The sequence below is a fragment of the Serratia sp. 121840015-1 genome (assembly GCF_053627655.1).
The window spans coordinates 439971-455670 of record NZ_JBSEYF010000002.1 but is presented as its reverse complement, the minus strand read 5'-3'; the positions used below and the strand labels follow the sequence as shown (position 1 = coordinate 455670).

Here is a 15700-nt window from a genome sequence, read left to right as displayed (position 1 = left end):
TCGCGCTCCATATGCCTTCAGCTTGGGCGTCCGTTTCAGCCTTCTCAATGACTTGTATCAAGAATGCCGCCGTTTGACCTCACACTTCACGCACTTTGGCGCTCATCCAGAGCGCCGCCAGCGCCAACAGCGCCGCCATCCAATACACCGAACCATGACCGAAGTTCTCCACCAGCGCCCCCTGCAGCACCCCGGCCAGGATCACCCCGGTCGAAATACTGTTGGTGAACAGCGTGGTGGCGGCGCCCGGTCGGCCCGGCATCAAATCTTGAAAATAGAGCATGCCGATACCGGCGACGATGCCGATAAACACCGCGTTGAGCAGCTGCAGCGCGATCAGGGCCGGCTTGGCCGCCAGCACTATCAGCCCGAGATAAAACAGCACGCCCGCCGCCACCGCCAGCAGCATCATGTTGCGCTTGCCGAAGCGTTTGACGTAATAACCGGCCAGCAGCATTGCCGGTATCTCCAGCCCGGCGGCGGTGCCCATCAGCACCCCGGCCAGCCCTTCCGGCAGGCCGAGATCGGCGGTGATATACAGCGGCATGTCGATAATGTACAGGGTGTTGCAGGTCCACATCAGCATTGAGGCAATGAATAGCCAGCGCACGTCGCGATTGCGCCAGGCACTGGCGGGCGCAATCGGCGCGGAAGCGCCTTCCCGCAACCCTTCGCCATCCGCCGCGCGCGGCACCGAAGGCAGCATGAATCCGACCAGCAGCACGCAAACCGCGAAGGTGGCGGCGGCGATCAGGAACATCACGGTAAAGCCGTAGTTCAGCGCCAACGCAAACGACAGCGGCGGGCCGATCACCCAGGCCAGCGAAAGCTGGGCGCGCATCACCGAGCTGAACATCACCACTTCACGCGCCTCGCTGTCGGCGTATTCCCGCGCCAGGGCGAAGATCTGCGGCATGGCGGTGTTGGCGATCGCCGCCATCAACACCCCGGCGGTGATCAGCGTCAGGTAATCGCGGTTAAAGGCGAACAGCAGGCAGTTGCCGACCGCCATCAGGCAGCACAGCAGGATCAGCCTGCGCCGGTCGCCGCGGGTGTCAGAACGTTTGGCCAGCAGGAAGCTGACCACGATGCCGGCCACGGCGTTAGCGGTGTAAAACAGACCGACCCACAGCGGCCGCACTTTGACCTCGGTGGTCAGAAACAGGCTGAGCGTCGGCGTCAGCAACGCGCCGGCGATGCCGGAGAGAAAAGCGATCAGCAGGAATGCGGCAAAGATGGGGTTGATGCGCAGTGACAACCGGCTCAGGCGTTGCATATCGTCTTCCCTGACCTTAAAGCAGAAGAATGAACCTTAGGTCACGGCGAGAAAAATGCAAGCATATCGCCATGACCACGCATAAAAAAACCAGTGGGTCGCCCCACTGGCTGGTGAAACAGCACCATTACTCAGAAACTTGTTGCCGCCGCCCTTACAGGTGCTCGCGATACTGCTTATCGGTCATCTCTTTGATATCCCACTGGGTCAGGTGCGCCAGCATCGCCAGCCGCGCCTGTTCGGGCACCACGCTCAGCCAGTCGGCGCGCTGGCGGCGCACCGCGCTGAAATAGCGTTGATAGAACTGTCTGGATAAGAAAGCTTTCATGATTACGCCCTCCCCTTTCATTGATGAAAATTATCGGCGTAATATAGGGAAAGATAAATTGACGAGTTGAGGCGGGAGCGTTCCTCTTTTATGTCCACGTCCAGATTGCAGCAACAGTTCATCCGCCTGTGGCAGCGCTGTCACGGTGAAACCACTGACACCACGCTGCAGGATCTGGCGGAGGTGCTCAGCTGCTCGCGGCGCCACGTGCGCTCCCTGCTGAGCGCCATGCAGCGGGAAGGCTGGCTCACCTGGCAGGCGGAGTCGGGGCGCGGCAAGCGTTCACGGCTCACGTTCCACTACACCGGCCTGGCGCTGCAGCAACAGCGGGCCGAGGAGCTGCTGGAGCAGGACCGCATCGATCAGTTGGTGCAGCTGGTGGGCGACAAAAACGTGGTGCGCCAGATGCTGCTGTCGCAGCTGGGGCGCAGCTTCCGCCAGGGTAAACACATCCTGCGGGTGCTCTACTACCGGCAGCTGTACAACCTGCTGCCCGGCTCGGCGCTGCGGCGTTCGGAGACCCATTTGGCGCGCCAGATCTTCAACGGCCTGACGCGCATAAATGAGGAAAACGGGGAACTCGAGTCCGATCTGTCTCACCATTGGCAGGCGCTGACGCCGCTGCACTGGCGGTTTTACCTGCGCCCGGCGATCCATTTTCATCACGGCCGCGAGCTGGAGATGGCAGACGTCATCACTTCCCTTTCGCGACTGACCTCGCAACCGCTGTTCTCGCATATCGAGAGCGTCACCTCGCCGACGCCGTTCGTTATCGACGTGCAGCTGCGCAGCCCCGACCACTGGCTGCCCTGGCTGCTGGGCAGCGTGCAGGCCATGATCCTGCCGCGCGAATGGCGTGAACTGCCGGATTTCGCCCGCCATCCGGTCGGCACCGGCCCCTACCGCGTGGTGCGCAACCTTCCCAGCCAGATGAAGATCCACGCCTTCGACGACTATTTTGGCTACCGGGCGCTGATCGACGAGGTGAACATCTGGGTGCTGCCGGAGTTTTCCGAAGAGCTGGTGCACTCCGGCGTGCAGCTGCAGGGCGATGAAACCGGCAACAGCGAGCTGGAAAGCCGGCTGGAAGAGGGGTGCTATTTCCTGCTGTTCGATCAGCGTTCTCCGCTGGCCGCCGACCCCGCCATTCGCAGTTGGCTGTGCGAATTGATCAACCCCATTTCGCTGCTGAGCCACGCCGGGCCGCTCTACCAGCGCTATTGGTCGCCGGCGTACGGCCTGCTGCCGCGCTGGCACCACAACCGCACGCTGGCGCAGCAGCCCAAGCCCGCGGGCCTGACCGAACTGACGATGACCCACTTCAATGAACATTCGGAGTTTCACGCCATTCGCCAGGCGATCGAACCGCTGCTGGCACAGCACGGCATCCGCCTGATCGTGCAAAGCGTGGATTACGCCACCTGGCACCAGGGCGACGCGCGCAGCGATCTGTGGCTCGGCAGCGCCAACTTCTATCTGCCGCTGGAGTTTTCGCTGTTCGCCACGCTGTACGAACTGCCGCTGATGCAGCATTGCATGAACGAAGATCTGGCGCAGGACGCAGCGCTGTGGCGCGCCAACCGCTTGCCGCTGGCCGAGTTCTGCCAGCGTCTGGTCAGCAACCACCAGCTGCACCCGCTGTTCCACCACTGGCTGCAGCTGCACGGCCAGCGCAGCATGCGCGGCGTGCGGATGAACACCCTCGGCTGGTTCGACTTCAAGTCCGCCTGGTTTGCCCCGCCGGAGGCATAAGCGCCTTTCGCCCGGGTCGGTTAATCTTTACAATAGCGCCGTCTCAACGGGGTGCGGTAAGTCGGGCCGCGTGATAAGCCCGATTTTCCGCTGAGAGCACACCCGTCGAACCTGATCCGGTCAATACCGGCGGAGGGATTTGAGCCCAGCGAACCGGCGACGCCGCCTCGCCCCCTCAGATGCCCTTGCCCCCTTATTTTTCAGGAGTGCAACGTGGTCAAAACATATCTGCCCTGCTTATTGCTGCTGTGTGCCGCGCCGGTTTTCGCCAAGCCGACGCTGACGGTTTACACCTACGATTCCTTCGCCGCCGACTGGGGCCCAGGCCCGGCGGTGAAAAAAGCCTTTGAAGCCGAGTGCGACTGTGAACTGAAGTTCGTCGCGCTGGAAGACGGCGTCTCGCTGCTGAACCGCCTGCGCATGGAAGGCAAGAACAGCGCCGCCGACGTGGTGCTGGGGTTGGACAACAACCTGTTACAGGCGGCGCAGCAAACCGGCCTGTTCGCGCCGAGCGGCGTCGACACCGCCAAACTGACGGTGCCGGGCGGCTGGCAGGACGCGACCTTCGTGCCATATGACTACGGGTACTTCGCTTTCGTCTACAACAAAGAAAAACTGAAGAACCCGCCAAAAAGCCTGCAGGAGCTGGTCAGCAGCGATCGCAACTGGAAAGTGATCTACGAAGATCCGCGCACCAGCACGCCGGGCCTCGGCCTGCTGCTGTGGATGCAAAAAGTGTATGGCGACAAGGCGCCGGCCGCCTGGCAGCAGCTGGCGAAGAAGACCGTCACCGTCACCAAAGGCTGGAGCGAAGCCTACGGCCTGTTCCTGAAAGGCGAAGGCGATCTGGTGCTCAGCTACACCACCTCTCCCGCCTATCACCTGATCGAAGAGAAAAAAGATCTCTACGCCGCCGCCACGTTCAGCGAAGGCCACTACCTGCAGGTGGAAGTGGCGGGCAAGCTGAAGGCCGCCAAACAGCCAGAGCTGGCGGAGCGCTTCATGCAGTTCATGGTGACGCCGGCCTTCCAGAACACCATCCCGACCGGCAACTGGATGTACCCGGTGATCAACACCCCACTGCCCGTCGGCTTTGAGCAGATGAACGTGCCGCATACCGCGTTGCAATACAGCGCCGAAGAGGTGGCCAAACAACGCGGCGGTTGGATCCGGGCATGGCAAACCGCCGTCAGCCGCTGATCCCCCGCTGGCTCTGGCCGGGGCTGCTGGCCGCCGGCGTGATCCTGCTGGTCGCCGCGCTGGCGATGGGCTCGCTGTGGCGTCACGCGCCGGACAGCGACTGGCGCGGCCTGTGGCAGGACAGCTACCTGTGGCACGTGGTGCGCTTCACCTTTTGGCAGGCGCTGCTGTCGGCGCTGATTTCGGTGCTGCCCGCCGTTCTGCTGGCGCGCGCGCTCTATCGCCGCCGTTTCCCCGGCCGGCAACTGCTGCTGCGGCTGTGCGCCATGACGCTGGTGCTGCCGGTGCTGGTGGCGGTATTCGGCCTGCTCAGCGTCTATGGGCGCCAGGGCTGGCTGGCGACGCTGTGCGGCTGGCTGGGCGTCGAGTATGGCTTCTCGCCCTACGGCCTGCAGGGCATTCTGCTGGCGCACCTGTTCTTTAACCTGCCGCTGGCCACCCGCCTGTTGCTGCAGGCGCTGGAGAATATCCCGGTAGAGCAGCGCCAGCTGGCCGCCCAGCTGGGCATGAATGGTTGGCAGCAGTTCCGCTTCGTCGAATGGCCGGCGCTGCGCCGCCAGATCCTGCCGAGCGGCGCGTTGATCTTCATGCTGTGCTTCGCCAGCTTCGCCACCGTGCTGTCGCTGGGCGGCGGGCCGCAGGCCACCACCATCGAACTGGCGATCTATCAGGCGCTGAGTTACGACTACGATCTGGGCCGCGCCGCCATGCTGGCGCTGATCCAGTTAAGCTGTTGTCTGGGGCTGGTGTTGATCAGCCAGCGGCTGAGCCAGGCGCTGCCGGTGGGCCATACCCACGCCCAGCGCTGGCGCAACCCGGAAGACAACCTGTGGCGGCGCGTCAGCGATTTTCTGCTGATCGCCGCCGCGCTGCTGCTGCTGCTGCCGCCTCTGCTGGCGGTGATCGCCGACGGCGCCAATCAGGCCGTCGTCAGCGTGCTGCGCCAGCCGGTGCTGTGGCAGGCGCTGTTCACGTCGCTGCGCATCGCCCTCGGCGCCGGGCTGTTGTGCGTGGCGCTCACGATGATGCTGCTGTGGAGCAGCCGCGAGCTGAAGCTGCGGCAGCACCTGCGCGGCGGCCAGGCGCTGGAGCTGAGCGGCATGGTGATCCTGGCGATGCCGGGCATCGTGCTGGCCACCGGCTTCTTCCTGCTGCTGAGCGATACGATCGGGCTGCCGCAGTCGCCCTATGCGCTGGTGATCCTCACCAATGCGCTGATGGCTGTGCCCTATGCGCTGAAGGTGTTGGAGAACCCGATGCGCGACCTCGCCGAACGTTACAACCCGCTGTGCCTGTCGCTGGATATCCACGGCTGGCAACGGCTGCGGCTGATCGAACTGCGCGCGCTGCGTCGCCCGCTGGCGCAGGCGCTGGCCTTCGCCTGCGTGCTGTCGATCGGCGATTTCGGCGTGGTCGCCTTGTTTGGCAACGAGCATTTCCGTACCCTGCCTTTTTACCTGTATCAGCAGATTGGCGCCTATCGCAGCAACGACGGGGCGGTGACCGCGCTGCTGTTGCTGCTGTTGTGTTTCCTGCTGTTTACCCTGATCGAACGCTTACCGGGGCGCCATGCTGACGCTTGAAAAACTGACCTATCTGTACGAACACCTGCCGATGCGCTTTGATCTGCGCATCCAGCCGGGCGAGCGCGTCGCGGTGCTCGGCCCCAGCGGCGCCGGTAAAAGCACCCTGCTGAGTTTAATCGCCGGTTTTCTGCCGGCGGCCAGCGGCCGGCTGCTGCTGAACGACGAAGACCACACCGCCACGCCGCCGGCCAAACGGCCGGTGTCGATGCTGTTTCAGGAGAACAACCTGTTCGCGCACCTGACGGTGGCGCAGAACATCGGGCTGGGGTTGGATCCCGGTCTGCGCCTGACTGAACAGCAGCGCCAACAGCGGGCGCATATCGCCCGTCAGGTCGGTCTGGAGGAGCACCTGGAGCGCCTGCCGTCGCAGCTTTCCGGCGGTCAGCGTCAGCGCGCCGCGCTGGCGCGCTGTTTGATTCGCCAACGGCCGATCCTGTTGCTCGACGAGCCCTTCTCGGCGCTCGATCCGGCGCTGCGCAACGAGATGCTGCAACTGCTGCAGACGGTGTGCGAACAGCGCAACCTGACGCTGCTGATGGTGTCGCACAACCTCGACGACGCCGCGCGCATCGCGCCGCGCACGCTGCTGGTAGTCGACGGGCGCATTTACTACGACGGCCCGACGCAGGCCCTGCTGGACGGCAGCGCGCCCGAAGCGCGCGTGCTGGGCATTTCGGGCAAAGCGTGATCTGACGCGCGTTTTTTATGCTGCGCCAATAAACCTGTTGTGCGAATTTTGCGCCTGTGCTTTTATAAAAACCTGACTTTTTTTACTGATGATAAGGTTCCCTGTGATCGCATCCTCGCTGACTTCGACCCTACTAGTTACCGCGCTACCAGCCGCGGTGGTCGTCGTGCGTGTGGTGGTGGTCGTCGGCAATGCGCCGTAGGGTCCGAATCAACGCATCGATTCCCAAACCCCGCCGGCGCAAACCGGGCGGGGTTTCTTGTTTTAGCACCCTGCCCAGAAAAGCTCACCGGCCTTGAGAAAGGACAGGAACATGGCAACTTCGGGCACGCCTCAACCGGGCACCAGCTTCACCGGCGCACAATTGATCGTTCATCTGCTGGAGCGGCAGGGCATCACCACCGTCGCCGGCATCCCCGGCGGCGCCGCGCTGCCGCTGTATGACGCGCTGAGCCAAAGCACCCGCATTCACCACGTGCTGGCGCGCCACGAACAGGGCGCGGGCTTTATGGCGCAGGGCATGGCGCGCGCCAACGGCAAAGCGGCGGTGTGCATCGCCTCCAGCGGGCCGGGCGCCACCAACCTGGTCACCGCCATCGCCGACGCCAAGCTCGACTCCATTCCGCTGGTGTGCATCACCGGTCAGGTGCCCTCCTCGATGATCGGCACCGACGCCTTCCAGGAGGTGGACACCTACGGCATTTCCATTCCGATCACCAAGCACAACCATCTGGTACGCGATATCCGCGAACTGCCACAGGTGATCGGCGACGCGTTCCGCATCGCCGAGTCCGGCCGCCCCGGCCCGGTCTGGATCGATGTGCCGAAAGACGTGCAGACCGCCACCATCACCCTGGAAGAGCTGCCGCCGATCGCCGTGCCGGACGCCGCACCGAGCTTCGATCCGGCGCTGGTTTCGCAGGCCGCCGCGATGATCAACCAGGCGAAACGCCCGATTCTCTACCTGGGCGGCGGCATCATCTGCGCCGACGCTCACCGGCAGGCGCTGGAACTGGCCGAACGCGCCGGTCTGCCTACCACCATGACGCTGATGGCGCTGGGGGCGATGCCGGTGGAACACCCGCTGTCGCTGGGCATGCTGGGCATGCACGCGGCGCGCAGCACCAACTTCATTCTGCAGGAGGCGGATCTGCTGATCGTGCTGGGCGCGCGCTTCGACGATCGGGCAATCGGCAAAACCGAGCAGTTCTGCCCTAACGCCGCCATCATTCACGTGGATATCGACCGCGCCGAGCTGGGCAAGGTCAAACAGGCCAACGTGGCGATCCATGCCGACGTCGGCCAGGTACTGCAACAGCTGCTGCCGCAGATCGACACGCAGCCGCGCAGCGCGTGGCTGAGCACCGTCAACGACCTGAAACGCGAGTTCCCGTTCAACATGCCGAACGCCGACGATCCGCTGAGCCATTACGGCCTGGTGCTGGCCGCCGCGCGCTGCGTGGACGACAGCGCCATTATCACCACCGACGTGGGCCAGCATCAGATGTGGGTGGCGCAGGCCTATCCGCTGAGCCGGCCGCACCAGTGGCTGACGTCGGGCGGCCTGGGCACCATGGGCTTCGGTCTGCCGGCGGCGATCGGCGCGGCGCTGGCGGAGCCTGAGCGTAAAGTGCTGTGCTTCTCCGGCGACGGCAGCCTGATGATGAACATTCAGGAAATGGCCACCGCGGTCGAACACGATCTGGATGTGAAAATCATTTTGATGAACAACCAGGCGCTGGGGCTGGTGCACCAGCAGCAAACCCTGTTCTACCAGCAGCGCATCTTCGCCGCCGCCTATCCGAAGCGCACCGACTTCCTGAAGATCGCCGCCGGATTCGGGCTGGACACCTGCGATTTGAACGCCGCGAAAGATCCGCAGGCCGCGCTGGCCGAAGCGATCCAACGCCCGGGCCCCTGCCTGATCCACGCGCTGATCGACATCAACGAAAAAGTGTTCCCGATGGTGCCGCCGGGCGCCGCCAACATCGACATGATTGGAGAATAAGCCATGCTGCAACCACAAGATAAACCCCAGGTGATCCTGGAGCTGGCCGTGCGCAACCATCCCGGTGTCATGTCGCACGTTTGCGGGCTGTTCGCTCGCCGCGCGTTCAACGTCGAAGGCATTCTGTGCCTGCCGCTGAAGGACGGCCAGCAGAGCCGCATTTGGCTACTGGTGGCCGACGACCAACGGCTGGAGCAGATGATAAGCCAGGTGGAAAAGCTGGAGGACGTGCTGCAGGTGAAGCGCCACAGCGAAGACGTGCGGGTATTTGAACAGCTGGAAGCGTTCTTCCAGTAAGGCGAACGGGGGCTGACGCCCCCTATCCATTATGATGATTGCCCGGACAGCACCTGCCACAACAGGTGCCGATACACCGGCATCAGCGGCTGCTGGCTCAGCAGATAACCGACCGCCAGCGCCGCCAGCCAACTCACGGCGCACACCACGCGCAGCCGCAGCGGCGTCAGCCAACGGCTCAGCCGATCGGCGTTGCGCTTGCCCTCACGCCACCAGCGCCAGCTCAGCCACACCGCCAGCCAGAGGGTGAGCGCCGCGGCGAGCAGCAGCCACTTGAACATCGCGCTGTTGGCGCCGGCGGGAATGTCGATCGCCACGCCCGCCAGGATGCCGGGGAAAAAATAGACCGGCGGCCAGGTCAGGCAGCCGATGATGTTCGGCAAGGCAAACTTGTACGGCGGCAGATCGAGCATGCCGGCCACCATCGGCACCAGCGGGCGCGTCGGGCCAACGAAGCGGCCGATCAGAACGGTCGCCATGCTGTGCTGGTGCAAGGCGTGTTCGGTTTTGTCGAGCAGCGCTTTGTTCTTCTTCAGGAATGACCAGCGGTGCAAGGGCCCTTTGAAGGCGCGGCCGACGAAATAGGAGATCCAGTCGCCGAGCAGGCAGCCGACAATCCCCGCCGCCCAGGCGTAGTAGAAGTCCACCTTGCCGCTGCCGATCAGGGCGCCGATGCTGGCCATCATCACCGTGCCGGGCAACAGCAGCCCCACCAGCGCCAGCGACTCGAGAAAAGCGACCAGCAGGACGACCATCAGGGTGAAAGCCAGTGACTGGGTGATCAAATCTTGTAAATAGGCTTCCATTACACCTCTGCGGATTATTCGGCCAAACGGGGCGAAGGATTTTCCAGTGCCGCCGCAGACGAGTCAATCGATGAATTGTATGCGTATTTGGCAACGCCGCGCGGCAATGGACAATCACTGTATAAAAACCCATACTATAATTTATCTATATTAGCGCCAAAACCGGCATCTCGCTGAATGTCGCGCACGCCGCCCGGCGGAAGACGAAGGGGTTATGACAGCACTGCAACAGGGTTTCCTGCTCACTCGCCACTGGCGCGATACGCCCGCCGGCACCGAGGTCGAATTTTGGCTGGCGACCGACGCGGGCCCGCGTCAGTTGCGTCTACCGCCGCAAACCTCGGTGGCGTTTATCCCCGCCGAACAAAAGCCGCGCGCGGAACAGCTGCTGCGCGAAGAACGGCAAGTCGAACTGAAACCGCTGGCGCTGACGGATTTTCATCACCGCCCGATGCTGGGGCTGTACTGCCGCCAGCACCGTCAGCTCATCAAGCTGGAAAAGCTGCTGCGGGAAGGCGGCGTTACGGTCTACGAGGCCGACATTCGCCCGCCCGAGCGCTACCTGATGGAACGCTTCATCACCGCGCCGGTATGGTTCAACGGCCAGGGCAACGGCGATGGGCCGTTGCTCAATGGCCAGATGAAGCCGGCGCCGGACTACCGCCCGACGCTCAGACTGGTGTCGCTGGATATCGAAACCACCGCCCACGGCGAACTTTACTCCATAGCGCTGGAAGGCTGCGGCCAGCGCCAGGTCTACATGCTGGGGCCGGCCAACGGCGGCGATGCGCCGCTGGATTTCGATCTGGAATACTGCGCCAGCCGCCCCCAGCTGCTGGAACGGTTGAACGCGTGGCTGGAGCGCCACGATCCTGACGCCATCATCGGCTGGAACCTGGTGCAGTTCGATCTGCGGGTGCTGCAAAAGCACGCCGAACGCTACCAGATCCCGCTGCGGCTGGGGCGCGGCGGCAACCTGCTGGAGTGGCGCGAGCACGGCTTCAAACAGAACCACTTTTTCGCCACCGCCGCCGGCCGCCTGATCATCGACGGCATCGAAGCGCTGAAATCCGCCACCTGGAACTTCCCCTCCTTCAGCCTGGAATACGTTTCGCAGGCGCTGTTGGGTGAAGGCAAGGCGATCGACAACCCTTATCAGCGCATGGCGGAGATCGACCGACGCTTCGCCGAAGACAAGCCGGCGCTGGCCCGCTACAACCTGAAGGACTGCGAGCTGGTGACGCGCATCTTCGCCAAGGCCGATCTGCTCAACTTCCTGCTGGAACGCGCCACCGTCACCGGGCTGGCGGCCGATCGCAGCGGCGGATCGGTCGCGGCCTTCAGCCACCTCTATATGCCGCGCATGCACCGACTGGGCTTTGTCGCCCCCAACCTCGGCGAACAGCCGGAGGAACACAGCCCCGGCGGATTCGTGATGGACTCCCAGCCCGGTCTGTACGATTCGGTGCTGGTGCTGGACTATAAAAGCCTGTATCCGTCGATCATCCGCACCTTCCTGATCGATCCGGTCGGGTTGGTGGAAGGCATGCGCCACCCAAGCGACGCCGATTCGGTGCCCGGCTTTCGCAACGCCCGCTTCTCGCGCAGCAAACACTGCCTGCCGGCGATCGTCGAACAGATCTGGCAGGGGCGCGAAGCCGCCAAGCGCCAACACAATAAGCCCCTGTCGCAGGCGTTGAAGATCATCATGAACGCGCTGTACGGCGTGCTGGGATCGAGCGGCTGCCGCTTCTTCGATCCGCGGCTGGCGTCGTCGATCACCCTGCGCGGCCACGAGATCATGCGCCAAACCCGCGAGCTGATCGAAGCCGAAGGCTATCAGGTGATTTACGGCGATACCGACTCCACCTTCGTGTGGCTGAAACAGCCGCATGATGAGCAGCAGGCGGCGCAGATCGGCCGGGCGCTGGTGCAGCGGGTCAACGCCTGGTGGCAGCAGCATCTGCAGCAGCAGTTCGGGCTGGAGAACGCGCTGGAGCTGGAGTTCGAAACCCACTATTCCCGCTTCCTGATGCCGACCATTCGCGGCGCCGAACAGGGCAGCAAGAAGCGCTACGCCGGCCTGATCGCACGCGCCGGCGGCGAGGAAGAGATGGTGTACAAAGGTCTGGAAACGGTGCGCACCGACTGGACGCCGCTGGCGCAGCAGTTCCAGCAGCAGCTCTATCAGCGCATCTTCAAACGGCAACCCTACCAGGACTATGTGCGCGACTACGTCGGCAAAACCCTGAACGGCGACTTCGACGATCAGCTGGTGTACCGCAAGCGCCTGCGCAGAAAGCTCGACGACTATCAGCGCAACGTGCCGCCGCACGCCCGCGCCGCGCGCATCGCCGATGACTACAACCGCAGCCAGGGGCGGCCGCTGCAGTATCAGAACGGCGGCTGGATCAGCTACGTGATGACCGTCGCCGGGCCGGAACCGCTGGAAACCCGTCATTCGCCCATCGACTATCAGCATTACCTCGAACGCCAACTGCAACCGGTGGCAGACGCTATACTCCCTTTCTTGCACGACGATTTCACCACGCTGGTCACCGGGCAGATGGGGCTGTTTTGAGATTGCGCCAGGTTAAGAAAAATCATCCGGTTTTGCAGGTGACGAACGCGCCGCCTTCCATTACCATAGCGCCCTTCCCAAAACTGAACCACGCTTAGCCCTGCCGTCTCGCGACGTCTGCATGGCGTGAACGGCTATTGCCCGTCAAATTTAAAACAAACCGGGATTAGCAGACGTTCAGTACAGGTGCCGCGGCCCTTCCCGCCCGGTAACAAGACTTACTTACAAAGAATCGAGCCGACAATATATGCCTTTTACTCTTGGTCAACGCTGGATCAGCGACACGGAAAGCGAATTAGGACTGGGCACCGTCGTGGCGCTGGACGCGCGCATGATTACCCTGCTTTTCCCCGCCACCGGTGAAAACCGCCTCTATGCCAGAAACGATTCGCCGATCACCCGCGTGATGTTCAACCCGGGCGATACCGTCAGCAGCCACGAGGGATGGCAGCTGCAGGTGGAAGAGGTGAAAGAGGAAAACGGTCTGTTGACCTATATCGGCACCCGCCAGGACACCCAGGAAAGCGGCGTGGCGATGCGCGAAGTCCTGCTGGACAGCAAGCTGACCTTCAGCAAACCGCAGGATCGTCTGTTCGCCGGCCAGATCGACCGCATGGACCGTTTCGCGCTGCGTTTCCGCGCACGCAAATACCAGAGCGAGCAGTATCGCCTGCCGTTCGCCGGCCTGCGCGGCATGCGCGCCAGCCTGATCCCGCACCAGTTGCACATCGCCCATGAAGTCGGCCAGCGCCATGCGCCGCGCGTCCTGCTGGCGGACGAAGTCGGCCTCGGCAAAACCATCGAAGCCGGCATGATCATCCACCAGCAGCTGCTGGCGGGCCGCGCCGAGCGCGTGCTGATCGTGGTGCCGGAAACGCTGCAGCACCAGTGGCTGGTGGAGATGATGCGCCGCTTCAACCTCTACTTCTCGCTGTTCGACGACAGCCGCTACGCCGAAGCCAAGCTCGACAGCAGCAACCCGTTCGAAACCGAACAGCTGGTGATCTGCTCGCTGGACTTCGTGCGCCGCAACAAGCAGCGCCTGGAAGAGCTGGCGGACGCCCAGTGGGATCTGCTGGTGGTCGACGAAGCGCACCACCTGGCCTGGAGCGAAGAAGCGCCGAGCCGCGAATATCAGGTGATCGAACAGCTGGCCGAGCATATTCCCGGCGTGCTGCTGCTGACCGCCACCCCGGAGCAGCTGGGCCAACAGAGCCACTTTGCGCGCCTACGCCTGCTCGATCCGAACCGTTTCCACGACTACGGCGAGTTCGTTGCCGAGCAGCAGAAATACCGCCCGGTGGCCGACGCCGTCACCCTGCTGCTGAGCGGTGAGCGCCTGGCCGATGACAAGCTGAACCTGTTGGGCGAACTGATCGACGAGCAGGACATCGAACCGCTGCTCAAAGCCGCCAACAGCGAAGGCGACAACGCCGAGCAGGCGCGTCAGGAGCTGGTTTCCATGCTGATGGATCGCCACGGCACCAGCCGCGTGCTGTTCCGCAACACCCGTAATGGCGTGAAGGGCTTCCCGCACCGCAACCTGCACCAGATCAAGCTGCCGTTGCCGACCCAGTACCAGACCGCGATCAAAGTCTCCGGCATCATGGGCGCCAAGAAGTCCGTCGAAGCGCGCGCGCGCGACATGCTGTACCCGGAGCAGATCTATCAGGAGTTCGAGGGCGAGAACGCCACCTGGTGGAACTTCGACCCGCGCGTCGAGTGGCTGCTGGACTACCTGCTGGCCAACCGCAACGAAAAAGTGCTGGTGATCTGCGCCAAGGCCGACACCGCGCTGCAGCTGGAGCAGGTGCTGCGCGAGCGTGAAGCGATCCGCGCCGCGGTGTTCCACGAAGGGCTGTCGATCATCGAGCGCGACCGCGCCGCCGCCTACTTCGCCTCCGAAGAGGAAGGCGCGCAGGTGCTGCTGTGTTCCGAGATCGGCTCCGAAGGCCGCAACTTCCAGTTCGCCAGCCAGCTGGTGATGTTCGATCTGCCGTTCAACCCGGATCTGCTGGAGCAGCGTATCGGCCGTCTGGACCGTATCGGCCAGATGCACGATATCCAAATCATGGTGCCTTACCTGGAGCACACCGCGCAGGCGGTGCTGGGGCGTTGGTTCCACGAGGGGCTGGATGCCTTCGAACACACCTGCCCGACCGGCCGCACCATCTACGACAGCTGCTACGAGCAGTTGATCGGCTATCTGGCCGCGCCGACCGAACAGGAAGGCTTCGACGAATTCATCCACGCCTGCCGCCAGCAGCACGATCAGTTGAAAGCGCAGCTGGAACAGGGCCGCGACCGCCTGCTGGAGATGCACTCCAACGGCGGCGACAAAGCCCAGGCGCTGGCCGCCGCCATCGCCGAGCAGGATAACGACGTCAATCTGGTGGGCTTCGCGCTCAACCTGTTCGACATCGTCGGCATCAATCAGGAAGACCGCAGCGACAACCTGATCGTGCTGACGCCGTCCGATCATATGCTGGTGCCGGACTTCCCGGGCCTGCCGCAGGACGGCTGCACCGTCACCTTCGACCGCGATCGGGCGCTGTCGCGCGAAGACGCGCAGTTCGTCAGCTGGGAGCACCCGATCATCCGCAACGGCCTGGATCTGATCCTGTCCGGCGACACCGGCAGCTGCGCAGTGTCCCTGTTGAAAAACAAAGCGTTGCCGGTCGGCACCCTGCTGGTTGAGCTGGTTTACGTGGTAGAAGCCCAGGCGCCGAAGCACCTGCAGCTAACCCGCTTCCTGCCGCCGACGCCGATCCGCATGCTGATGGACCGCAAGGGCACCAACCTGGCGGCGCAGGTCGAGTTCGAAAGCTTCAACCGCCAGCTGAACGCGGTCAATCGCCACACCTCCAGCAAGCTGGTCAACGCCGTGCAGCAAGACGTGCACGCCATGCTGCAGCAGGCGGAAAGCCTGGTGGAAGCGCAGGCGCGCACGCTTATCGAACAGGCGAAGCAAGAGGCGGACGACAAGCTGAGCGCCGAGCTGGCGCGTCTGGAAGCGCTGAAGGCGGTCAACCCGAACATCCGCGACGACGAAGTCGAAGCGCTGGAGTTCAACCGCCGTCAGGTGCTGGCCAACCTCAATGAAGCCGGCTGGCGCCTGGACGCCATTCGTCTGGTGGTGGTCACCCACCAGTAACCGGCGCGACGCGGGGAGGCAACC

General features: G+C 63.5%; 12 protein-coding genes and 1 riboswitch. Of the genes, 9 read left to right on the top strand and 3 right to left on the bottom strand.

Annotation, left to right across the window (positions count from 1 at the left end):
• Positions 1–79: 79 nt before the first annotated feature.
• Positions 80–1276 carry an MFS transporter gene (locus tag ACUXAC_RS15595; protein ID WP_060422450.1) on the bottom strand — a complete coding sequence of 399 codons (1197 nt, stop codon included), beginning with the start codon at positions 1274–1276 and terminating at the stop codon, positions 80–82.
• A gap of 154 nt (positions 1277–1430) precedes the next feature.
• On the bottom strand, positions 1431–1604 hold the full coding sequence (gene sgrT, locus ACUXAC_RS15590; protein ID WP_004932838.1) for a glucose uptake inhibitor SgrT: 174 nt from the start codon (positions 1602–1604) through the stop codon (positions 1431–1433).
• Between the two features lie 90 nt (positions 1605–1694).
• Between sgrT and sgrR the strand changes: the two genes are divergently transcribed.
• From sgrR to ilvN, 7 genes are all read left to right on the top strand, one after another.
• Positions 1695–3356: an HTH-type transcriptional regulator SgrR gene (gene sgrR, locus ACUXAC_RS15585; protein WP_084826858.1), complete on the top strand. Its 1662-nt coding sequence runs from the start codon at positions 1695–1697 to the stop codon at positions 3354–3356.
• A gap of 37 nt (positions 3357–3393) precedes the next feature.
• Positions 3394–3512: riboswitch (TPP riboswitch) on the top strand.
• 57 nt (positions 3513–3569) lie between these two features.
• The gene (gene thiB / locus ACUXAC_RS15580; RefSeq protein ID WP_060440784.1) at positions 3570–4556 is read left to right on the top strand and encodes a thiamine ABC transporter substrate binding subunit; all 987 of its coding nucleotides are present in this window, start codon (positions 3570–3572) and stop codon (positions 4554–4556) included.
• Entirely contained in the window at positions 4532–6139 is a 1608-nt protein-coding gene (thiP, locus tag ACUXAC_RS15575; protein ID WP_060422444.1) for a thiamine/thiamine pyrophosphate ABC transporter permease ThiP, read from the top strand. The genes thiB and thiP overlap by 25 nt, the downstream gene beginning before the upstream one ends.
• Positions 6126–6830, top strand: a complete 705-nt coding sequence (gene thiQ, locus ACUXAC_RS15570; protein ID WP_038873430.1) for a thiamine ABC transporter ATP-binding protein ThiQ — start codon at positions 6126–6128, stop codon at positions 6828–6830. The genes thiP and thiQ overlap by 14 nt, the downstream gene beginning before the upstream one ends.
• 88 nt (positions 6831–6918) lie before the next feature.
• On the top strand, positions 6919–7032 hold the full coding sequence (gene ivbL / locus ACUXAC_RS15565; RefSeq protein ID WP_154747116.1) for an ilvB operon leader peptide IvbL: 114 nt from the start codon (positions 6919–6921) through the stop codon (positions 7030–7032).
• Between the two features lie 111 nt (positions 7033–7143).
• Positions 7144–8838 carry an acetolactate synthase large subunit gene (ilvB, locus tag ACUXAC_RS15560; RefSeq protein WP_454266775.1) on the top strand — a complete coding sequence of 565 codons (1695 nt, stop codon included), beginning with the start codon at positions 7144–7146 and terminating at the stop codon, positions 8836–8838.
• Positions 8839–8841: 3 nt separating this feature from the next.
• Positions 8842–9135 carry an acetolactate synthase small subunit gene (gene ilvN / locus ACUXAC_RS15555; protein ID WP_016929110.1) on the top strand — a complete coding sequence of 98 codons (294 nt, stop codon included), beginning with the start codon at positions 8842–8844 and terminating at the stop codon, positions 9133–9135.
• Positions 9136–9164: 29 nt separating this feature from the next.
• Here ilvN and ACUXAC_RS15550 read toward each other — a convergent pair whose 3' ends face one another.
• A complete protein-coding gene (locus ACUXAC_RS15550) occupies positions 9165–9941 on the bottom strand; it encodes a DedA family protein (protein ID WP_038873425.1) in 777 nt (258 codons plus the stop codon).
• A 214-nt stretch (positions 9942–10155) separates the two neighbouring features.
• Between ACUXAC_RS15550 and ACUXAC_RS15545 the strand changes: the two genes are divergently transcribed.
• Both ACUXAC_RS15545 and rapA read left to right on the top strand, forming a co-directional pair.
• Positions 10156–12522: a DNA polymerase II gene (locus tag ACUXAC_RS15545; protein ID WP_454266774.1), complete on the top strand. Its 2367-nt coding sequence runs from the start codon at positions 10156–10158 to the stop codon at positions 12520–12522.
• Between the two features lie 247 nt (positions 12523–12769).
• Positions 12770–15676 carry an RNA polymerase-associated protein RapA gene (gene rapA / locus ACUXAC_RS15540; RefSeq protein WP_070915012.1) on the top strand — a complete coding sequence of 969 codons (2907 nt, stop codon included), beginning with the start codon at positions 12770–12772 and terminating at the stop codon, positions 15674–15676.
• Positions 15677–15700: the final 24 nt, after the last annotated feature.